Origin of the sequence: Microbacterium sp. UBA7513 (assembly GCF_002478345.1) — a bacterium.
Taxonomy (GTDB): Bacteria; Actinomycetota; Actinomycetes; order Actinomycetales; family Microbacteriaceae; genus Microbacterium.
Window position 1 is genome coordinate 221,269 of record NZ_DLNJ01000020.1, and the last position, 20,608, is coordinate 241,876.

Annotated in this window: 21 protein-coding genes; 1 reads left to right on the forward strand and 20 read right to left on the reverse strand. The window is 70.6% G+C overall.

Annotated features, from left to right (window positions below; genetic code table 11):
• Positions 1-44 precede the first annotated feature (44 nt).
• The 15 genes from rpoZ to efp all read right to left on the reverse strand — a co-directional run bounded on the left by rpoZ (position 45) and on the right by efp (position 16,300).
• Entirely contained in the window at positions 45-299 is a 255-nt protein-coding gene (gene rpoZ, locus B2W79_RS11645) for a DNA-directed RNA polymerase subunit omega (RefSeq protein WP_025103490.1), read from the reverse strand.
• Positions 300-411: 112 nt separating this feature from the next.
• A complete protein-coding gene (gene gmk / locus B2W79_RS11650) occupies positions 412-1,323 on the reverse strand; it encodes a guanylate kinase (protein WP_292789673.1) in 912 nt (303 codons plus the stop codon).
• Positions 1,316-2,161 (reverse strand): orotidine-5'-phosphate decarboxylase, encoded by an 846-nt coding sequence (gene pyrF, locus B2W79_RS11655; protein WP_292789675.1) that lies wholly within the window; start codon positions 2,159-2,161, stop codon positions 1,316-1,318. Before pyrF ends, gmk begins: the two co-directional genes overlap by 8 nt.
• On the reverse strand, positions 2,158-5,445 hold the full coding sequence (gene carB, locus B2W79_RS11660; protein ID WP_292789677.1) for a carbamoyl-phosphate synthase large subunit: 3,288 nt from the start codon (positions 5,443-5,445) through the stop codon (positions 2,158-2,160). The genes pyrF and carB overlap by 4 nt, the downstream gene beginning before the upstream one ends.
• A complete protein-coding gene (carA, locus tag B2W79_RS11665; RefSeq protein ID WP_071328631.1) occupies positions 5,445-6,623 on the reverse strand; it encodes a glutamine-hydrolyzing carbamoyl-phosphate synthase small subunit in 1,179 nt (392 codons plus the stop codon). Before carA ends, carB begins: the two co-directional genes overlap by 1 nt.
• Positions 6,620-7,132: a hypothetical protein gene (locus tag B2W79_RS11670; RefSeq protein WP_292789680.1), complete on the reverse strand. Its 513-nt coding sequence runs from the start codon at positions 7,130-7,132 to the stop codon at positions 6,620-6,622. The genes carA and B2W79_RS11670 overlap by 4 nt, the downstream gene beginning before the upstream one ends.
• On the reverse strand, positions 7,129-8,433 hold the full coding sequence (locus B2W79_RS11675; protein WP_292789682.1) for a dihydroorotase: 1,305 nt from the start codon (positions 8,431-8,433) through the stop codon (positions 7,129-7,131). The genes B2W79_RS11670 and B2W79_RS11675 overlap by 4 nt, the downstream gene beginning before the upstream one ends.
• Positions 8,430-9,395, reverse strand: a complete 966-nt coding sequence (locus B2W79_RS11680; RefSeq protein ID WP_292789684.1) for an aspartate carbamoyltransferase catalytic subunit — start codon at positions 9,393-9,395, stop codon at positions 8,430-8,432. Before B2W79_RS11680 ends, B2W79_RS11675 begins: the two co-directional genes overlap by 4 nt.
• Positions 9,392-9,922, reverse strand: coding sequence for a bifunctional pyr operon transcriptional regulator/uracil phosphoribosyltransferase PyrR (pyrR, locus tag B2W79_RS11685; RefSeq protein ID WP_292789686.1), 531 nt, complete (start codon positions 9,920-9,922; stop codon positions 9,392-9,394). Before pyrR ends, B2W79_RS11680 begins: the two co-directional genes overlap by 4 nt.
• Before the next feature lie 57 nt (positions 9,923-9,979).
• On the reverse strand, positions 9,980-10,372 hold the full coding sequence (locus B2W79_RS11690; RefSeq protein WP_071328636.1) for a type II toxin-antitoxin system VapC family toxin: 393 nt from the start codon (positions 10,370-10,372) through the stop codon (positions 9,980-9,982).
• Positions 10,369-10,626 (reverse strand): hypothetical protein, encoded by a 258-nt coding sequence (locus B2W79_RS11695; RefSeq protein ID WP_292789690.1) that lies wholly within the window; start codon positions 10,624-10,626, stop codon positions 10,369-10,371. The genes B2W79_RS11690 and B2W79_RS11695 overlap by 4 nt, the downstream gene beginning before the upstream one ends.
• A 43-nt stretch (positions 10,627-10,669) precedes the next feature.
• On the reverse strand, positions 10,670-12,247 hold the full coding sequence (locus tag B2W79_RS11700) for a Rieske 2Fe-2S domain-containing protein (RefSeq protein ID WP_292789692.1): 1,578 nt from the start codon (positions 12,245-12,247) through the stop codon (positions 10,670-10,672).
• 80 nt (positions 12,248-12,327) lie between these two features.
• Positions 12,328-15,282, reverse strand: a complete 2,955-nt coding sequence (locus B2W79_RS11705; RefSeq protein WP_292789694.1) for a DEAD/DEAH box helicase — start codon at positions 15,280-15,282, stop codon at positions 12,328-12,330.
• A gap of 43 nt (positions 15,283-15,325) precedes the next feature.
• A complete protein-coding gene (gene nusB / locus B2W79_RS11710) occupies positions 15,326-15,736 on the reverse strand; it encodes a transcription antitermination factor NusB (RefSeq protein WP_060922157.1) in 411 nt (136 codons plus the stop codon).
• Between the two features lie 3 nt (positions 15,737-15,739).
• A complete protein-coding gene (gene efp, locus B2W79_RS11715) occupies positions 15,740-16,300 on the reverse strand; it encodes an elongation factor P (protein ID WP_071328640.1) in 561 nt (186 codons plus the stop codon).
• A gap of 176 nt (positions 16,301-16,476) precedes the next feature.
• Between efp and B2W79_RS11720 the strand changes: the two genes are divergently transcribed.
• Positions 16,477-16,815 carry a hypothetical protein gene (locus B2W79_RS11720; protein ID WP_292789708.1) on the forward strand — a complete coding sequence of 113 codons (339 nt, stop codon included), beginning with the start codon at positions 16,477-16,479 and terminating at the stop codon, positions 16,813-16,815.
• Between the two features lie 10 nt (positions 16,816-16,825).
• On the opposite strand, the gene aroQ is transcribed toward B2W79_RS11720, so the two are convergent.
• Genes aroQ through aroC form a run of 5 tightly spaced genes read right to left on the reverse strand, consistent with a single transcriptional unit; the run spans position 16,826 to position 20,600 of the window.
• Positions 16,826-17,266, reverse strand: coding sequence for a type II 3-dehydroquinate dehydratase (gene aroQ, locus B2W79_RS11725; protein ID WP_071328642.1), 441 nt, complete (start codon positions 17,264-17,266; stop codon positions 16,826-16,828).
• A complete protein-coding gene (locus tag B2W79_RS11730) occupies positions 17,263-17,787 on the reverse strand; it encodes a GNAT family N-acetyltransferase (RefSeq protein ID WP_292789712.1) in 525 nt (174 codons plus the stop codon). Before B2W79_RS11730 ends, aroQ begins: the two co-directional genes overlap by 4 nt.
• Complete coding sequence (gene aroB, locus B2W79_RS11735) at positions 17,784-18,872, reverse strand: 3-dehydroquinate synthase (protein WP_292789714.1); 1,089 nt, start codon at positions 18,870-18,872, stop codon at positions 17,784-17,786. Before aroB ends, B2W79_RS11730 begins: the two co-directional genes overlap by 4 nt.
• Entirely contained in the window at positions 18,869-19,387 is a 519-nt protein-coding gene (locus B2W79_RS11740; RefSeq protein WP_071328645.1) for a shikimate kinase, read from the reverse strand. Before B2W79_RS11740 ends, aroB begins: the two co-directional genes overlap by 4 nt.
• Positions 19,371-20,600, reverse strand: a complete 1,230-nt coding sequence (gene aroC, locus B2W79_RS11745) for a chorismate synthase (protein ID WP_025103508.1) — start codon at positions 20,598-20,600, stop codon at positions 19,371-19,373. The genes B2W79_RS11740 and aroC overlap by 17 nt, the downstream gene beginning before the upstream one ends.
• Between the last annotated feature and the right edge of the window lie 8 nt (positions 20,601-20,608).

A 20,608-nucleotide genomic window follows, 5' to 3' on the forward strand; every position in this document is an offset into this window, starting at 1 on the left:
ATTCTGGACCGCGCCACCGACGTCGGGGCGGCGCGGTCGTCGAGTTACTCCGCGTGACGCAGGCGGAGCTTGTCCTCGTTGATCTCGTGCAGGGCGATGGTGAGCGGCTTGTCCTCGACCGAGGAGTCGACGAGCGGGCCCACGTTGTCGAAGAGGTTCCCCTCGTGCAGGTCGGAGTAGTAGTCGTTGATCTGACGAGCGCGCTTGGCGGCGTAGATCACGAGCTCGTACTTGGAGTCGACGCGCTCCAGCAGGTTGTCGATGGGGGGATCGATGATGCCGTTGTTGCGTCCGGCCATGGGTGGACCTCCTGATCAGGCGACGGGATTCGCCGCGAAGACGATGCTGCGGGCCCGCGACGACCCTTCGACGGACTCGGGGACGGGCGTGGTGCTCGACCCCGGAAACGGGTCAGCGCGCAGAGCTTGTAGACAAGTCTACGACCTCGCGAGCGGCGGTGGCGACGTCCTCGTTCACGATGAGGTGGTCGAACTCGTTCTGCGCCGCCAGCTCGACCTTCGCGGTGCGCAGTCGGCGGCTCCGTTCCTCGGCGTCCTCGGTGCCGCGCCCGACCAGCCGGTGCACCAGCTCATCCCAGCTCGGCGGCAGGAGGAAGATGAGCGTCGCGGACGGCTCGGCCTCGCGTACCTGGCGCGCGCCCTGGAGGTCGATCTCCAGCAGGACGGTCTTCCCCTCGGCCAGGGCGGCGTCGATAGGGGCGCGCGGAGTGCCGTAGCGGGAGCGATTGTGCACCACCGCGTACTCCAGCAGCTCACCGTCGGCGATCAGACGGTCGAACTCGGCGTCGTCGACGAAGTAGTAGTGCACGCCGTCGATCTCGCCGGGGCGCGGTGGTCGGGTGGTGGCCGACACGGACAGGTGGATCTCGGGGTTGTTCTCGCGGATGTGCGCGGCGACCGTCCCCTTGCCCACCGCCGTGGGGCCGGCGAGGACGAGGAGCCGGCTGCGCGCCCCGCGCGGCGTCGGCACCGGGAAGCGCTCGTCCAGCCACTCCTCCAGCACCCGTCGCTGCCGCGCCCCGAGACCGCCGAGCCGCTTGACGGGCGAGATGTGCAGCTGCTCCAGCACGCGGTCGCGCTTTCCCGCGCCGATCGCCGGGAGGGCGAGGAGGAAGTCGGTGATGCGCATGGACCCCTCGACCGAGTCGGGGTCCTCCGTCGCTCGATGCAGCACGGACTGCGGGGTGACGACGCGCATCGTCAGGTCGCGCTTCACCGAGGCTCTGGCGCGTCGTCTCTCGACGGCGCGGCGCGCCGCGGCGGCCCTGTCGACCTCGGGGACGGTGCGGCGTTCCTCAGCCACGGCTGACCTCTCGATATCGGGCGGCACGGTCGGCGATCGTCTCGGCGAGGGCCGCCGGGCCCGCGGAGAGGAGGCTGCGGCTCTCGCTCGCGATCACCGAGGCGGCCTGAGGGCCGAAGCGGCGGGCGAGATCCGCGGAAGTGGCGCCCTGCGCGCCGAAGCCAGGGGCGAGGATCGGGGCGACCGGCGCGAACGGCGCGACGCCGGCCTGTTCCTGGTCCACCGTGGCACCGATGACGAAGCCGAAACTGCCCCACTCCCCCGCGGGCGTCGCGTCGGCGTTCCGACGCGACACCTCGGCGATGACGGCGGCGGAGACGGTCTCGCCGTCCGCGGTCGTCGCCTGCTGCAGCGCGGTCGCCTCGGGGTTGCTCGTCGCGGCCAGGACGAAGAGCCCCTTGCCGTGCTCCTCGGCCAGGGCGAACGCGCCCTCCAGCGCTCCGACGCCGAGGTACGGATTCGCCGTCAGCGCATCGGCCTCCAGCGGCGCGCCGGTGGGCAGCCACGCCTGGGCGTAGTCCGTCATCGTCGACCCGATGTCGCCGCGCTTGGCGTCCGCGATCACGAGCAGTCCGGCCGCCCGCGCGGCGGCGAGCACATCCTCCAGCGCGGCGAACCCGGCCGCGCCGTATCGCTCGAAGAACGACACCTGCGGCTTGACGATCCCGACGCGACCGGCGGCCGCCTCGACGGTACGGAGCCCGAACTCGCGGACTCCGGCGGCATCGGGCGGCAGCCCCCACGCCGCCAGCAGAGCGGCGTGGGGGTCGATGCCGACGCAGAGCGGGCCGTGCGCCTCGAGGGCCTCGCGAGCCCGCTCGCCGAAGCGTGCCGTCATACCGCGGCCATCCGGTCCTGCGCGTACTCCTGCAGGCTCTTGACCTGGAAGCCCTCGTGCGCGGCGTCCATCCCGCTCACCGCTGCGCCGAGCACGGCGATGGTCGTGAAGAGCGCCTTGTCGGCGGCCACCGCGGCGGCGCGGATCTCGTAGCCGTCCGCGCGAGCAGCGCCACCCGACGGGGTGTTCACGACGATGTCGATCTCCCCGTCGTTGATGAGGTCGACGATGTTCCGGGCGCCGGACTCCTGGGTCTCGCTGTACTTCTCCACCACCGTGACCGCGATGCCGTTGCGGGACAGGATCTCCGCGGTGCCCTCGGTCGCAACGATCGTGAAGCCGAGCTGCTGGAGGCGGTGCGCCGGGAGGATCACCGCGCGCTTGTCGGAGTCGGCGACCGAGATGAACACGGTGCCCGAGGTCGGCATGCCGCCGTAGGCAGCCGCCTGCGACTTCGCGAACGCGGTCGGGAAGTCGCGGTCGATGCCCATGACCTCGCCGGTCGAGCGCATCTCCGGGCCCAGGACCGAGTCGACCGTCTTGCCGTCGGCGGTGCGGAACCGCTTGAAGGGCAGCACGGCCTCCTTGACCGAGACCGGGGCGTCCAGCGGGACGCGTGAGCCGTCCTGCTCGGGCAGCATCCCCTCGGCGCGGAGCTCGGCGATGGTGGAGCCGGCCATGATGCGGCTGGCGGCCTTCGCCATCGGGATGCCCAGCGCCTTCGAGACGAACGGCACCGTGCGGCTGGCCCGCGGGTTGGCCTCGATGACGTAGAGGACGCCGGCGCTGATCGCGAACTGCACGTTCAGCAGACCGCGCACGCCGACGCCCTGCGCGATGGCGAGGGTAGCCTCGCGGACGCGGTCCACGTCGCTGCGGCCGAGCGAGACCGGCGGCAGCGTGCAGCTCGAGTCACCGGAGTGGATGCCGGCTTCCTCCAGGTGCTCCATGACGCCGCCGATGAAGAGATCGGTGCCGTCGTACAGGGCGTCCACGTCGAGCTCGATCGCGTCGTCGAGGAAGCGGTCGACCAGGAGCGGCTTGCCCTCCTCGATCACGACCTCCCCGGCCGTCCGCACGAAGTAGTCGCGCAGCGCATCGGTGCCGTAGACGATCTCCATGCCGCGTCCGCCGAGCACGAAGCTCGGGCGCACGAGCACCGGGTAGCCGATCTCCTCGGCGATGCGCACCGCGCCTTCCACGTCGATCGCCGTGCCGTTGCGGGGCGCGAGGAGTCCGGCCTCATCGAGCAGGCGCGAGAACAGCTCGCGCTCCTCGGCCAGGTCGATGGCCTCCGGACTCGTCCCCAGGACCGTGTAGCCGGCCGCCTCGATGCCCTTCGCGAGCCCGAGCGGGGTCTGGCCGCCGAGCTGGCAGACGACGCCGAGGATGGTGCCGCTCGCCGCCTCCGCGTCCAGGACCTCCAGCACGTCTTCGAGCGTCAGCGGCTCGAAGTACAGCCGGTCGGACGTGTCGTAGTCGGTCGACACGGTCTCCGGGTTGCAGTTGATCATCACGGTCTCGAAGCCCGCGTCAGACAGCGCGAACGAGGCGTGCACGCAGGAGTAGTCGAACTCGACGCCCTGACCGATGCGGTTCGGGCCGGAGCCGATGATGACGACCTTGGTGCGGTCGGACGGCGCGACCTCGGTCTCGGCGTCGTAGCTCGAGTAGTGGTACGGCGTCAGCGCGGGGAACTCACCTGCACACGTGTCGACCGTCTTGTAGACGGGGCGGATGCCGAGACCGTGGCGCACGCCGCGGATCTCGGCCTCGCTCTCGCCGCGGAGCTGGGCGATCTGCGCGTCGGAGAAGCCGTGCTCCTTGGCGTAGCGCAGCGTCTCGTCGTCCAGCTCGCCGGCGGTGCGGACGACTTCGGCGACCTCGTTGATGAGGACGATCTGGTCGAGGAACCAGGGGTCGATGGCCGTGGCCTCGAACGCCTGCTCGATGGTCGCGCCCTTGCGCAGCGCCTGCTGCAGGGTGACGATCCGGCCGTCGGTCGGAGTCTTCGCGATCTCGAGCAGTTCCTCGACGCTGCGCGGCTCCTCGCCCCAGTGGAAGCTGGAGCCCCGCTTCTCGAGCGACCGCAGCGCCTTCTGCAGGGCGGTGGCGTAGTTGCGGCCGATGGCCATCGCCTCGCCGACCGACTTCATGGTCGTGGTGAGGGTGGCGTCGGCGGCCGGGAACTTCTCGAACGCGAAGCGCGGGACCTTGACGACGACGTAGTCGAGCGTCGGCTCGAAGCTCGCCGGGGTCACGCCGGTGATGTCGTTCGGGATCTCGTCGAGGCGGTAGCCGAGGGCGAGCTTGGCCGCGAGCTTGGCGATCGGGAAGCCGGTGGCCTTCGACGCCAGGGCGCTCGACCGGGAGACGCGCGGGTTCATCTCGATGACGATGATGCGCCCGTTCTCGGGGTTGACCGCGAACTGGATGTTGCAGCCACCGGTGTCCACGCCCACGGCGCGGATGATGTCGATGCCGATGTCGCGGAGCTTCTGGTACTCGCGGTCGGTCAGGGTCAGCGCCGGTGCCACCGTGATCGAATCACCGGTGTGCACGCCGACCGGGTCGACGTTCTCGATGGAGCAGACGACCACCGTGTTGTCGGCGGTGTCGCGCATGAGCTCAAGCTCGTACTCCTTCCAGCCGAGGATCGACTCCTCCAGGAGCACCTCGGTCGTCGGCGAGTCGCGCAGCCCGGCGCCGCCGATACGGCGCAAGTCCTCCTCGTCGTAGGCGAAGCCGGAACCCAGCCCGCCCATGGTGAAGGACGGCCGAACCACGAGCGGGTAGCCGAGCTGCTCGGCGCCGGCGAGGAGATCGTCCATGGTGTGGGCGATGACGCTCTTGGCGACGTCCGCGCCCGCCTCGAGGACGAGCTCCTTGAAGACCTGACGGTCCTCGCCCTTCTTGATGGCGTCCACCTTCGCGCCGATGAGCTCGACGTCGTACTTCTCGAGGATCCCCTGCTCGTGCAGGGCCATCGCGGCGTTCAGCGCCGTCTGACCACCGAGCGTCGGCAGGATCGCGTCGGGCTTCTCCTTCGCGATGATCGTCTCGATCACCGCGGGGGTGATCGGCTCGATGTAGGTCGCGTCGGCGAAGTCGGGGTCGGTCATGATCGTCGCAGGGTTGGAGTTGACGAGGATGACCCGGACGCCCTCCTCACGGAGGACGCGGCACGCCTGGGTGCCGGAGTAGTCGAACTCGCAGGCCTGGCCGATGACGATCGGGCCGGAGCCGATGACGAGGACGGAGTGGATGTCGTCGCGCTTGGGCATTACTGTGCGTCCTTCTTGTTCGCGATGACCATGTCGCGGAAGCGGTCGAAGAGGTAGTTGGCGTCGTGCGGTCCGGCCGCGGCCTCGGGGTGGTACTGCACCGAGAAGGCGGGGATGTCGAGGGCGCGCAGGCCCTCCACGACGTTGTCGTTGAGGCCGACGTGGCTGACCTCGACCTTGCCGTAGCCGTGCGGGCTGTCGAAGGAGCCCTCCAGGGGCGCCTCCACGGCGAAGCCGTGGTTGTGCGCGGTGATCTCCACCTTGCCGGTCTGCTTGTCCAGCACGGGCTGGTTGATGCCGCGGTGGCCGAACGGCAGCTTGTACGTGCCGAGCCCCAGGGCCCGGCCGAGGAGCTGGTTGCCGAAGCAGATCCCGAAGAAGGGCAGCCCGTCGTCGAGGACCGCGCGCAGCAGCTCGACGTGGTCGCCCGACGCCGCGGGGTCGCCGGGACCGTTCGAGTAGAAGACGGCGACCGGCTCGATGGCCCGGATCTCGTCGATGCTGACGTCCTGCGGGAGGACGTGCACGTCGAAGCCGCGGGCGGCGAGGTTGTCGATCGTCGCCTGCTTCACGCCGAGGTCGAGCACGGCGAGGTTGCCGATGCGCTCCCCCACCGCCGGGGTGACGGTCGCGGTCTCGACGGAGACCTGGGCCGAGAGGTTGAGGCCGGTCATCTCCGGAGCCTCGCGGACGATGCGCAGCTGCTCCTCCGGGTCGAGCTCCGCCTCCGCACCCGAGAAGATGCCGCCGCGCATGGAGCCGGCGGAGCGGATGTGCCGGGTGACCGCGCGGGTGTCGACGCCGCTGATGCCGACGATGCCGTCCTCGACGAGGACCTCGTCGAGGGAGGCGTTCGCGCGCCAGTTCGAGACGACGCGCGAGGGGTCGCGCACGATGTAGCCGGCGACCCAGATGCGGCGCGACTCGGTGTCCTCGTCGTTCATGCCGGTGTTGCCGATATGCGGGGCGGTCTGCAGGACGATCTGCCCGGCGTAGGACGGGTCGGTGATGGTCTCCTGGTATCCCGACATGCCGGTGGCGAACACGACCTCGCCGAGAGTGCGCCCGCGCGCGCCGTAGGCACGTCCGCGGTGTCGGGTGCCGTCCTCCAGGACGAGGACGGCGGGGTCGGGAAGGCGGGCCGTGGAGGCCTGCGGGGAGGAAGTCGAGAGGGTCATGACGAAACTCCTGTGTCAGGGGCGGCGGGGATGAGCCGCTGCAGGTCGGAGATGAGGGTCGGGAGGTCGCCGCCGGTGAGGCGCACATAGCTGTCGACGACGGTCGTGTCGTCGACGTGCCACGAGATGCGCACGAGCCCGCCGGGCTCCACGACGCGATCGATGGTGACGGTCGCACGGTCGACGGAGACGAGGCGGTCGGCGGCGAGGAAGACGGTGGGGGCACCGTCCAGGGCCAGCGCGATGCCGCGGTCGGTCACGGCCAGCTCACCGCGTGCGCGGAACGCAAGCGGGGTGATCGCGAGCCGTTCGAGTGGCTGCTCGTGCCGGGTGGTGGACACGTAGAGCACCTCGTCGCGGCGCGTCACCTCCGCGTGCTCCGGCACCCCGAGCGGGGCCGTGTACGCGGCATCGCGCCGCACTCGTCGTCGCCAGGCGAACAGCATCGAGAGCAGGATCAGCAGCGCGACGGCGATGATGATCGCGACCGCGAGGTCCCGTGTGCTCATGCGCCGAGCTCCTCGACGACGGCGCCGCCGTCGACCGTGAGGACGCCGCCGTGCACCGTGTACTCCACCCTGCCGGGCAGTGCGCGGCCCAGGTAGGGCGAGTTCACGCTGCGCCCGTGCAGGTCCGCGGCGGTGAACACGCCGTCGACCGCGGGGTCGTACAGCGTGATGTGCGCGGGCTGCCCGGCGGCGAGCGGCGTGCCGTGGCCGGAGAGCCGTCCGATGCGGGCGGGCGTCGCGCTCATGACCCGGCCCACGTCGGCCCAGTCGAGCAGGCCGGTCTGCACCATCGACTGGTGCACGACCCGCAGGGCGCTCTCCAGACCGACCATGCCGTTCGCGGCGGCCTGCCACTCGCACGCCTTGTGCTCGCTGGGGTGCGGCGCGTGATCGGTCGCGACGATGTCGATCGTGCCGTCGGCGAGGCCCGCCCGGACCGCGAGGACGTCCTCTTCGCGGCGCAGCGGCGGGTTGACCTTGAACCGCGCGTCGTAGCCGCGGACGAGTTCGTCGGTGAGCAGCAGATGGTGCGGCGTGACCTCGGCCGTCACGTTGACACCGCGCTTCTTGGCCCAGCGGATGATGTCGACGGAGCCGGCCGTCGAGAGGTGGCACACGTGCAGGCGGGAGCCGACGTGCTCGGCGAGGAGCACGTCGCGGGCGATGATCGACTCCTCGGCGACCGCCGGCCACCCGGACAGCCCGAGCTCGGCCGAGACGGTGCCCTCGTTCATCTGGGCGCCCTCGGTGAGCCGCGGGTCCTGCGCATGCTGGGCGATGACGCCGTCGAAGGACTTCACGTACTCCAGGGCCCGGCGCATGATCAGCGGGTCCCACACGCAGAAGCCGTCGTCGCTGAAGACGCGCACCTGGGCACGCGACGTGGCCATGGCGCCCAGCTCGGCGAGGCGCTCGCCCTTCTGCCCCACGGTGACGGCGCCGATCGGCTGCACGGTCGCATAGCCGGCCGCCTCGCCGAGGGCGAGTTCCTGCTCGACCACGCCCGCCGTGTCGGCGACCGGAGAGGTGTTGGGCATCGCGAACACGGCGGTGAACCCGCCGGCGGCGGCCGCTCTGGTACCGGTGAGGATCGTCTCGGAGGCCTCGAACCCGGGTTCACGCAGATGGGTGTGCAGATCGACGAGACCCGGCAGCGCGACCAGGCCCGCGGCGTCGATCACGCGTGCGCCGGTGCGGGTGAGCCCTGCTCCGATCTCGGCGATGACGCCGTCCTCGATGATGATGTCGGCGCTGTCCGCGCCGAGCAGCTGTGCACCGGTGATGACGAGGGTCTCGCTCACAGGTCTCCCCCTCGTTCGTCGTCTCGTTCTCCTGCCAGCAGCAGGTACAGCACCGCCATGCGCACGGAGACCCCGTTCGACACCTGTTCCAGCACCGTCGAACGGGGGGAATCGGCAGCTTCGGAGGAGATCTCCAGTCCCCGGTTCATGGGTCCGGGGTGCAGGACAATGCTACCGCCCGGCAGAGCCGCCACGCGCCGTGCGTCAAGGCCCCACCGGCGCGAATACTCCCGCTCAGTCGGGAAATACGCCGCGTTCATGCGCTCGAGCTGGATGCGTAGCATCATCACGGCGTCCGGCCCCTCCGCGAGGGCTTCGTCCAGGTCGTAGACCACGCGGACCGGCCACAGGGACACGTTCTGCGGAACCAGGGTCGGCGGCGAGACGAGCGTGACCTCGGCGCCGAGCGTGGTGAGCAGCCAGACGTTGGAGCGCGCCACGCGGGAGTGCAGCACGTCGCCGACGATCGTCACCCGGAGACCGGAGAGGTCGCGTCCGCGGCTGTCGGGACCGAAGCGACGCTTGCGGATGGTGAAGGCGTCGAGGAGCGCCTGGGTGGGGTGCTCGTGGGTGCCGTCGCCCGCGTTCACGACGCCGGCGGAGATCCAGCCGCTCGTGGCCAGGGTCTGCGGGGCGCCGGAGCCGGGGTGTCGTACGACGACCGCGTCGGCGCCGATCGCCTCGAGCGTCTGCGCGGTGTCTTTCAGGCTCTCACCCTTGGAGACGCTGGAGCCCTTCGCGGCGAAGTTGATGACATCGGCGGACAGGCGCTTCGCCGCGGCCTCGAACGAGATGCGGGTGCGCGTGGAGTCCTCGAAGAAGAGGTTCACGACCGTCTTGCCGCGGAGCGTGGGCAGCTTCTTGACCTCGCGGGACTGGGTGTCGGCCATGTCCTCCGCGACATCGAGGATGCGCAGGGCGGTCGCTCTGTCGAGCGTGCGGGTGTCGAGGAGATGCCTCATTCGCCGATCGTCACCTCCTCGGCGCCGTCGTTCTCGAACAGACGCACGTTGACGCGCTCGGTGCGCGCGGACGGGATGTTCTTGCCCACGAAGTCGGGGCGGATGGGAAGCTCCCGGTGTCCGCGGTCGATGAGGATCGCGAGCCGCACGACGGCGGGACGACCGATCGACTGCAGGGCGTCGAGCGCGGCGCGGATGCTCCGGCCGGAGAACAGGACGTCGTCGACGAGGACGACCGTCTTCCCGTCGATGCCGCCCGCGGGGATCTCCGTCGGCTGCGGGGTCCGCGTCGGGTGCTTGGCGAGGTCGTCGCGGAAGAGCGTCACGTCGAGGGACCCGACGGGGACGGAGACCTGGGCGATCTCGCTGATCAGCGCGGCGAGCCGGTGGCCTAGCGTGACGCCGCGGGTCGGGATGCCCAGCAGGACCAGGTCGTCGGCCCCGCGATTGGACTCGAGGATCTCGTGCGCGATCCGGGTCAGCGCTCGTGAGATGTCGGCTTGGTGCAGCACAGTGCGCACACTCATCAGCCGCTCCCTTCTCCGCCTCACAGGACGGTGTTAAAGGTTGCTTGTGATCCCAGTCTAGCGGTGCGATCGGACGCCGACGACCTCGACACCGCGCTCTCTGGCGACCGCCGCGAGACGACGGTCGAAGGTCGCCAGCGTCGCGCCGAACGCCTCCGCTGTGACGAGTACCGCGCAGTCCGGGAGCTTCAGGGAGGTTGCGGCGCGGAGCCGCGCGATATGGACCGGTTCGTCGACCGTCTCCTCCCGACGCAGCAGCCCAAGGGAGTCGATCTTGGCGAGATCGGCGAGCTCTGTGCCCATCCGCGCCGGATGCACGAGCACCTCCGCGAGGGTGATCGGGTGGATCAGAAGGTCTTCCTCGGTATCGAGGATGTCGAACGCCGCATCCTGGTGGACATCGTCGGCGGAAAGGTGCGCGATGAGGACACCGGTGTCCACGACGATCACTCCGGCCAGTCCTTCCGAAGAGCGTCGAGATACCCCGGTGGATACGCGATCGATCCTCGCGTCGCCTCGAGCGCCGCCCGCCGGGTCGCGCGCCGGTGGGATCCTCGCTCTGCGAGCCGCTCCGCCCCCAGCACCGCGAGCCTCGCCACCTGCTCCGACTTCGGTAGACCCGGCCACTCGCTTTCCGCGAGTTCCAGCGCGTCGCGCAGCACGGCGGTCTGCGTCACCTGGATACGGGTCAGAGCGGTCGGCATCGCCTCACTGTACCACCGGCTGCGCTCGGTGGTACAGGCGCGCTCAGCTCGCCTCGCGGAGCACCGGATCCGTCACGTCGTCGATCTTCGAGGAACGGATCGGGTGGCCGCTCGTGGAGAGGCAGCGTCCGGTCTTCAGGTCCCACTTCCAGTCGTGCATGCTGCACGTGAGGATGCCGTCCTCGTCGACCTTCCCCGTCTTGGTGAGGTCGGCGCGTAGGTGCGGGCAGCGGCGCTGGACGACCCAGTCGCCGATCTCCGCGTCCTCGGTCTGGTCGGTCTGCTCCTGGTACCAGTTCTCGACGTACTCGATCCGGTCGACCGAGAGGCACTTGAGGAACGTGGTGAGGAACTCGTTGAACTTGCCGCTGCGCCCGACCGAGAACTGCATCGACAGGAAGATCGAGTTCGACCAGTCGATCTCGTGGTCGCGGATGTTCGTCGAGACGAGGTCGGCCGGGATCGTGTACCAGTACACGCACTCCTCCCCTGCGTACTCGCGGACCTTGGCGCGCGGGAAGTCGACCACCATGTCCAGCTCCCCGATGCGGAAGCGGACGTGCCCGCCGACTCCGAGGCGGATGGTGCGCGACTTCTTCAGCAGCGGCTCCCACCACTCCTTGATCGCCGCGAGCATCTCGTCCGGCGGGATGATCGCGGCGCGAGAGGCCTCCTCGTCGCGGATCTCCTGCTGGCGGGTCGCGCGCTGCTCCTCCAGGTACTCCCACTTCTCGTCGAAGATGTGGGCGAGCTCCGCCTCGGTGTAGAGCGTCTGCTCGGTGGTCACCGCACCGCCGTCGATCGTGACGAGCGTGCCGGGAACGAAGAGCTGCCCGTCGTACTTCGGTGCCAGCTCCTTCATGTGCGCGATGAACTGCTTCTGGTCCGTGAAGATGGACTCGCCGTTGCGACCCATCCCGTTGAAGTCGAAGAGGTCGTCGCGGAGGAACATGGGCGGACCCGCCATCGGGAAGACGTGCGGAGCGTCGACCTTCTCGATGTAGTACATCGCCCGCTTGTTCTGCGCCTCGCGCTTGAGGCGGGCGAAGTTCTGCTTCGCGTCCAGCGGCAGGTCGTAGACCATGGGCCACCAGATCGCTCCGGAGACCTGCGTGAAGTAGGCGTCGGGCTTGCCGAAGTGCAGGAGCTTGTCGAGATCGAGCGGGTGCGAGTCGTTCTGGTTCAGCATCGAGCCTGTGCCGTCGTCCACGCTGAGCGACGAGTCGCCGATCGGGCCGTCGCTCGGCGCGCGCAGCGGGGTGATCATCATCTTGAGCGCCCCGCGCTCGATGATCTCGCCGGCGGGCGCGTAGGTGATGTTCGTATAGCCGAGCGCCCGGATGTCCTGCTCCAGGTCGTCGATCGGGTACTCCGGCAGGAGCACCTCGATGTCCTTGCGAATGTACCGCTCCAGCAGCGCCGGATCGAAGTGGTCGCGGTGCCGGTGCGAGATGTAGAGGAAGTCGGCTTCGCGGCCGTAGCGCTCCCAGTCGAGGGCACGGTTGTCCGGGAACGGGAACCAGGACCCGAAGAAGGACGGGCCGAGCACCGGGTCGCAGATGATGTTGCCGCCGACCGTCTCGATGAACATGCCGGCGTGGCCGAGTCCCGTGATCCGCATTGCATTCCTCTCGAAGATGAACCGTTCGATTGTACCGACGGCTCCCTGAGCACCCGGCGGGACGAGCCGGGGAAAACGGTCTAGTCGTCGAAGAGACCACGGATGTCGTCGGCGGTGAGCGTCTGGGCGAAGAGCGCGTCGTCGTCGAGCACGGCGGTGAACAGCCGGGCCTTGCGTCGCTGCAGCGCGAGGACCTTCTCCTCGATCGTGCCGGTGGCAATCATCCGGTAGACGAACACCTGGCTGCGCTGGCCGATGCGGTGCGTGCGGTCGACGGCCTGCGCCTCGGCGGCGGGGTTCCACCACGGGTCGAGGAGGAAGACGTAGTCGGCCTCGGTCAGCGTGAGCCCGAACCCGCCGGCCTTCAGGCTGATGAGGAAGACGGGCTGCTCCCCCTCCGCGAAGTCCGCGACCACCCGCTCGCGATGCCGCGTCGATCCGTCGAGGTGCGCGTACGGGATGCCGGCGGCGTCCAGACGGGCGGCCGCCATGTCGAGGAAGGACGTGAACTGGCTGAACACGAGCGCGCGGTGCCCCTCCGCCTGCAGCTCGACGATCCGTTCCAGGAGCTCGTCGAGCTTGCGGGAGCCGAGGCGCGCGTCGGCCGGGTCGATCAGCGCCGGAGCGAGGCTCAGCATGCGCAGGAGCGTCAGGGAGCGGAACACGATGAAGCGGTTCCGGTCCAGGTCCTCCAGCAGGCCGAGCACCTTCTGCCGCTCCCGCTGCAGCACCGTCTCGTAGAGCTCGCGATGCCCCGCGCTCAGCTCGACCTCCAGCACCTGCTCCTGCTTCGGCGGCAGATCGGGGGCAACGAGCTCCTTGGTGCGGCGGAGCACGAGCGGGCGGATCCGTCGTCGGAGCTGCGCGAGGCGGCGCTGCCGATACGGTCCGCCCTCCGCATTCTCCGGGACCTTCCCCTGCTCGATCGGCTGGATGTAGTGCTCGCGGAACTTCCGCGCCGAGGCGAACAGGCCGGGTGCCGTGAGCTTCAGCAGCGCCCAGAGCTCCTCCAGGCTGTTCTCCAGCGGCGTGCCCGTGACCGCGATGGTGACGTCGGCCGGGAAGCGAGCGACGGCGCGGTGCAGCTTCGTCGCCGGATTCTTCACGAACTGAGCTTCGTCGAGGATCAGTCCGCCCCAGGCGACGCGTGCGAACCCCTCATCGTCGAGCCGGGCGACGGCGTAGGTCGTGAGCACCACATCGGCCTCGCGAGCCACGACGGCCACGGCAGGCCCGGCGGTGGAGTCCCGGGTGACCACGCGGAGGCCCGGAGCGAACCGCGCCGCCTCGGTGCGCCAGGTGGCCAGCACGGACGTCGGGACCACGACGAGGAACGGACGTCCCTCCCCCGCCGCACGGGCATGCAGGATGAGGGCGAGCAGCTGGACCGTCTTCCCGAGACCCATGTCGTCGGAGAGGATGCCGCCGAGCCGGTGCGACCAGAGGAACGCGAGCCAGTCAAGGCCGTCCTTCTGGTAGGGCCGCAACTGTGCGGTGAGCCCCGGAGGGATCGGCACCGCCGGCACCGCGGTGGCGCTGCGCAGTCCCTCGGCGGTGGCCCGCCAGCTCACCGCGGGAAGGGCCTCGTCCGCCAGATCCTCGAACTCCTCCCACAGATCCGTCTGATGACGGCTGATCCGCGGGCCCGTCTCCCACTCGTCGAGGTCTCCGGCCTCGTCGAGGAGGTCGCGCAGCCGGTCGAGCGCCGGGTGGTTCAGCGAGAAGTAGCTGCCGTCGACGAGCAGGAGCTTTCGCCGGCCCGCGCTCAGAGCCGTGAACAGCGGCTCGAACGGGATGCTCCGTCCGTCGATGCGGACGATGACGCCGAGGTCGAACCAGTCCGGGTCGGTGCTCTCCACGGTCGACACGGTGATCTCCGGCTCTCCGGCGAGCTCGCGATACGTCTTGCGACGGCCGGACACCTCCACCTCGACGCCGTCCGCCTCCAGCGCCGGGACGACGCGGGTCATGAACTCCGCAGCCGCCACGTCATGGAAAGCCCCCGAGGGAGCGAACGCGACGCCGTGCTCCGCCCAGACGCTCCGGAGCCGCTCCGTCACCCCGGCCTCGGCCTCCGGATCCCGCACGGCCTCCGGACCAAGCGTGAACGGCACCCGCCCGAAGCCGCGATAGTCCCACTCGACGGCGTACTCCACGGTGTCTCCGCGGCGGAACGCCACCCGGAGCACGGCACGAGGCGGCGGAAGCGCGGGCAGCGAGACGCGGCCGACCGCGCGGACGGGGAGGCGGCGCGCCAGGAGCGGATAGGCATCCTGGAGGAACGCCGTCTCCTCCTCCACGGGGACGACGAGCGTCCGGGCGCGGATCAGCGACTGCGCGGGGCCCGCGAGCGGAAGCTCCGCGAGCGTCACCTGGAGGCGCGATCCGCTCTGCGCGACCTCGTACACGCCGGAGCGCCCGAGGGACCTGATGCTGCCCGGCGGTGTCTCGCGCCCGTCCACCGTCACGACCGGCCGGACCACGAGGCCGCCGTCGTCGCCACGGGACACGGTCGCCGTCAGTTCCGCGGCGTCGGCGAGGACGAGCGTCGTCGACCGCTGGGCCGCCACGAGCGGGATGCCGAGGTCGGTCGCCGACCGCAGATGCCCCCAGAGGAGCCGCGACTCGATCAGGTCGGCGACGAGCCAGTCCCCCGCCGTGCCGGAGAGCAGCGCGTCGCGCGCGATGCTCAGCAGATCGGCGAACCACCGCGACTGCTCCCGACCGTACTGGTCCGGCGCGCGGCGGACCGCGTCCCAGGTGGCGGAGCCGAGCACCCAGGACCCCGTCGCCGCGCTCCGCTCCAGCGGACGGATGCCGAGGAGGATCTCCCCCACACCCTTGGCGACATCGCGTGGGGTCGCCGTGCGCTGCGGGCGTGACGCCCAGGGATTGGCTCCGCGGGCGTCGCGGACACGCACCTCGAACCCGAGGGCGAGAGGGGTCGCCGCCGTCGGAGCGGCGGCCGCGTCGAACAGGGCACGCCAATCCCGCGCGCCGTCTCCCGGGGCGGCGGAGGCGGGCGGGCGGATCATGAGACGATCCTGCCCGCCACCGCCGACACCGCCGCTGCGGCGCTCAGGCCGAGCGGGCGACGCGGGCGAGCACGCCGTGCACGAACGCGCCCGACTCGTCGGTGGAGAACTCCTTCGCGAGCTCCACCGCCTCGTCGATCGCGACCGCGGTCGGCACCTCGTCGTTGTAGAGGATCTCCCACGCGCCGATGCGCAGCAGGGCGCGGTCGACGGCGGGCATCCGCTCGAGCTTCCAGTCGCGGCTGTGCGTCGTGATCTGCTCGTCGATCTCGTCGCGCTGGTCGATGATGCCGTCGACGATCTCGCGGGCGTACAGCCACGACGCCTCACGTGCGGGCTCGTTCGCCGCGCGCTTCGCCTCGGCGGCGAGGGCCACCGCGACCTCGTCGCCGCGGACGTCGGCCGAGAACAGGATGTCGAGCGCGCGCTTGCGCGCCTTCGTGCGGGCGCTCACGCCTTACTTCTCGCGGCCGAGGTACTCGCCCGTGCGGGTGTCGACCTTGACCTTCGTGCCGGTCTCCAGGAACAGCGGGACCTGGATCTCGTAGCCGGTCTCGAGCGTCGCGGGCTTGGTGCCGGCGGACGAGCGGTCGCCCTGCAGACCGGGCTCGGTGTAGGTCACCTCGAGGATGACCGAGGCCGGGAGGTCGATGTAGAGGGGGTTGCCGTTGTTGAGGGCGATGGTGACCTGCTGGTTCTCGAGCAGGAAGTTCTTCGCGTCGCCGACCGTGGCCGCCGGCAGCGTGATCTGGTCGAAGTCGGTCTGGTCCATGAACACGAACCCGTCACCGTCGGTGTAGAGGTAGGTGTAGTCGCGGCGGTCGACGTTCTCGATGTCGACCTTCGCCCCGGCGTTGTACGTACGGTCCACGGTCTTGCCCGAGACGACGTTCTTCAGCTTCGTGCGGACGAAGGCGCCGCCCTTGCCGGGCTTGACGTGCTGGAACTCGATGACGCTCCAGAGCTGCCCGTCGATGCTGAGGACGACGCCGTTCTTGATGTCTGCGGTGGATGCCATGTGCGAGGAGTTCCGTTCCTGAGTCCGTGGGGGCCGGGGTCGGCCGACAGTCGATTCTACGGGATGCCCGGCGCGGGCCGTCGCGGGGGCACGATAGACGCTCCTCCGCGAGAGCGGAAGCCCCGTGACGCTGCCCGTCGCCCCGGGCAGCGTGGACGAGGACAGGAGGAATCGAGATGAGCGAGGACGATCGCGACCGGGACCCGACCAGGATGGCGAATCAGCCGGCGCTGCGGACGTCGTCCGGGGCGGTGTGGCTCATCGTCGCCGCGATCTTCACGGCGGTAAGCCTCGTGCCCCTCGTCGGGATCGTCCGCAGCGGCGGCGCCGCGGGGACCGTCGGGCTGGTCACCGCGATCGTCCTGGTCCTGGGCCTGGTCGCGATGGTCGTCATCCGCCTCGCGGTGTCGAGCGTGCGGCCGCGGCTCCGTGCGCTGGCCGCCTGTTTCCTCGCCATGGCCCTGCTGACACTCGTGGGCATCACCGTGTGCGTGCTGCTCGTCGGCCTGCCCTGATCCCGCGCGCTCAGAGCTGCGCGACGAGGTCCCGCACCGCGTCGGCGTAGCCCTCCACGCCGCGTCCGATGACGCGGACCGCGGCGACGTCGTGCAGGTACGAGTGGTGACGGAACTCCTCGCGGGCGTACACGTCGGAGATGTGGACCTCGGCGAAGGGCAACGCGACGCCGGTGAGCGCGTCACGCAGGGCGACAGAGGTGTGGGTGAGGCCGCCCGGGTTGATGACGATGCCCGCGCAGTCCGCGCGCGCATCGTGGATCGCGTCGATGAGCACGCCCTCGTGGTTGCTCTGCAACGCCCGCAGCTCGAACCCGAGCGCGGCAGCGGTCTCCGCCGTGATGCGCTCGACGTCGGCGAGGGTCGCCGTGCCGTAGACCTCGGGTTCGCGGGTGCCGAGGAGGTTGAGGTTCGGGCCGTTGACGAGCAGTAGCCGACGCGGTGCGCTCATGCGGGCACGCTCCCGGTGTCGACCAGCTCGCGGCGCATGACCCATTCCCGCCCGAAGCCCGAGGTCTCGATCTCGCCGGTCCGGACGAAGCCGCGGCGGCGGTAGACGGCCTGCGCCCGGGAGTTGTCCACGTGGACCTCGAGCACGAGGGCGCGGAGGTCGCGATCGCGGGCCCAGGCCGCCGCGGCGTCGAGGAGCGCATCGATGACGCCCGCACCGCGGTGCGCGTCCGCCACGTAGACCCCCACGACCAGTCCGGCATCGTGCTGCTCGCGATGCGGGAGCACGGTCACGGTCCCGGTCCAGGTGCCGTCGTCCGCGATCGCGACGAACTGCGCAGCGGCGGCGTCACCCGCGGCATTCGCGGCGCGCTCCTGCCAGAAGCGGTCGGGCTGTGCGGCGGCGTGCTCGACGGTGTCGAGGAACGCCATCGGTGCGGCCGGATCGGCAAGGGCTTGCAGCCGCAGCGCCTTGACCTCCTGCCAGTCCTCCGGCGTGATGCGCCGGACGGCGATGGTCATGCGCCGATCTCCTGGTAGGCGGCGAAGAGCAGCGACTCGTCCGGCGCCTGGAGCACGGTGGGCTTGGCGATGTCGTCGAGGAGGATGAATCGGAGCATGCCGCCGCGGCTCTTCTTGTCGCGCTGCATCGTGGCGAGCAGCTGCGGCCAGGCTCCGGCGCGGTACGACGTGGGCAGGCCCAGCGACTCGAGGATCGTGCGGTGGCGCTCCGCGGCGGCGTCCGACAGCCGCCCCGCGAGCCGGGACAGCTCCGCGGCGTACAGCATGCCGATCGAGATGGCCGCCCCATGCCGCCAGCGGTACCGCTCGGCGTGCTCGATCGCGTGGCCGAGCGTGTGGCCGTAGTTCAGGATCTCCCGCTGCCCGGCCTCGCGGAAGTCGTCCGAGACGACCTGCGCCTTCATGTCGATCGCGAGCTCCACGGCCCGGCGGAACTCGTCCGTCGAGGTGTCGACCGCGCGCGCGGGATCGGCCTCGACGATGTCCAGGATCTCCGGGGCCCAGATGAAACCGGCCTTGACGACCTCCGCGAAGCCGGCGGTGGCCTCGTTGGGGCTCAGACTGCCCAGTTCGTCGAGGTCGCCGACGACGGCGCGCGGGGCCCAGAAGGCGCCCACGAGGTTCTTGCCCTCCGCGGTGTTGACGCCCGTCTTGCCGCCGACCGCGGCGTCCACGAGGCCGAGGACGGTGGTGGGCACCTGGACGATCTGGATGCCGCGCAGCCACGTCGCCGCGACGAAGCCGGCGAGGTCGGTCACCGCTCCCCCGCCGTAGCCGACGACGGCGTCCGTCCGGGTGAAGTCGGCTTGGCCCATGACCTGCCAGCAGAACGCGGCGACCTCGATGCGCTTGCCCTGCTCGGCATCCGGGATCTCGGCGAGCAGCACCTCGCGCGGGCCGTCCACGGTGTCGGCGAGGAGCCGGTCGCGGAGCTCGGCGGCGCGGGCCGCGAGGGTCGGCGGGTGCACGACGAGGATCTTGCGGACGCTCGGGGCCAGAGCCGCCGACACCTGGTCGAGGATCCCCCGTCCGATCGTGATGTCGTAGGCGTCGTTCCCGGTGACGCTGATGGTCGTCGTGCTCATCGCTGTTCTCTCCTCCATGCCACGATCTCGTCCGCGATGCGCTGCATCGGACGCCGCGAGGTGTCGAACGTGGTCGACGCCACCTCGTCGTACCATCCTCGCCGTTCGGCGAAGATGCGCTTCCACTTCTCGACCGGGTCCTCGCCCGCCAGCAGCGGGCGCGTCCCGCCGCGCAGGCGGTCGGCGACCGCGGCCTCGCTCACGGTGAGGAAGACCACGGGATGGGCGCGCAGCAGCGCCCGCGTCTCCGGATCCGTGACGGCGCCACCGCCGAGGGAGATCACGCCACCCTCGGCGAGGGCCTCGCGGACCGCCGCGCGCTCCAGGTCCCGGAAGTGCGCCTCGCCGTGCGTGGCGAAGATCTCGGGGATCGGACCGTGCGCGGCGACGATGCGCTTGTCGGTGTCGATGAATGCGACGCCCAGCCGCCGCGCGACCCGTCGCCCGACGCTGGTCTTGCCGGCCGCCATCGGTCCCACGAGGACCAGCGTCGGCGGCTCAGCCTCGTTCGTCATGCGCGATGAGCGCCGCCTCGGACGCGGGGGCCGTGCGCAGCTCCGCGGGGATGCCGTCGAGGTACCCCTCCAGGTTGCGGCGCGTCTCGCGGATGCTGTCGCCGCCGAACTTCTCCAGCACGGCGCGGGCCAGCTCGATGGCGACCATGGCCTCCGCGACGACGCCCGCCGCTGGCACGGCACAGACGTCGGAACGCTGGTGGTGCGCGGTCGCCTCGTCGCCGGTCGCCACGTCGATCGTGCGCAGCGCGTGCGGCACGGTCGCGATCGGCTTCATGCCGGCGCGGACGCGCAGCACGGTCCCGGTGGACATGCCGCCCTCGGTACCGCCGGCGCGGTCCGTGCCGCGGGCGATGCCGTCGGCGGTGGCGAAGAGCTCGTCGTGGGCGGCGGAGCCGCGGCGGCGCGTGGTCTCGAAGCCGTCGCCGACCTCCACGCCCTTGATGGCCTGGATGCTCATGAGCGCCTGGGCCAGCCGGGCGTCCAGGCGGCGGTCCCAGTGCACGTGGGAACCGAGCCCCGGCGGCAGGCCGTACGCGAGGACCTCGACGATGCCGCCGAGGGTGTCGCCGTCCTTCTTGGCGTCGTCCACCTCGGCGACCATGAGCGCCGAGGTCGCGGGGTCGAAGCACCGCAGCGGGTCGGCGTCCAGGGCATCCACGTCGTCCGGGGTCGGCAGCGCTGCGCCATCCGGCACGCGCACCGGCCCGATGGAGAGCGTGTGGCTGACGAGTCGGATGCCGAGCTCGCCGAGGAACGAGCGGGCGACGGCACCGAGCGCCACGCGGGCGGCGGTCTCCCGGGCGCTCGCGCGCTCGAGGATCGGACGGGCCTCGTCGAAGTCGTACTTCTGCATGCCCACGAGGTCGGCGTGGCCCGGACGTGGCCGGGTCAGCGGGGCGCCACGACCGCGCGAGCGATCGGTGAGCTCCACCGGCTCCGGGTTCATGACCTCGATCCACTTCGGCCACTCGGTGTTGCCGATGCGCAGGGCGATGGGGCTGCCCAGCGTCTTCCCGTGCCGGACGCCGCCGGAGATCGTGAGCTCGTCCTGTTCGAACTTCATCCGGGAGCCGCGTCCATAGCCGAGCTTGCGGCGGGCGAGGTCGGCCTGGATGGCCTCGGACGACACCGGGACGCCGGAGGGGAGACCCTCCATGACGGCGATGAGTTCTGGGCCGTGCGATTCGCCGGCCGTGAGCACGCGGAGCATGTGCTCTA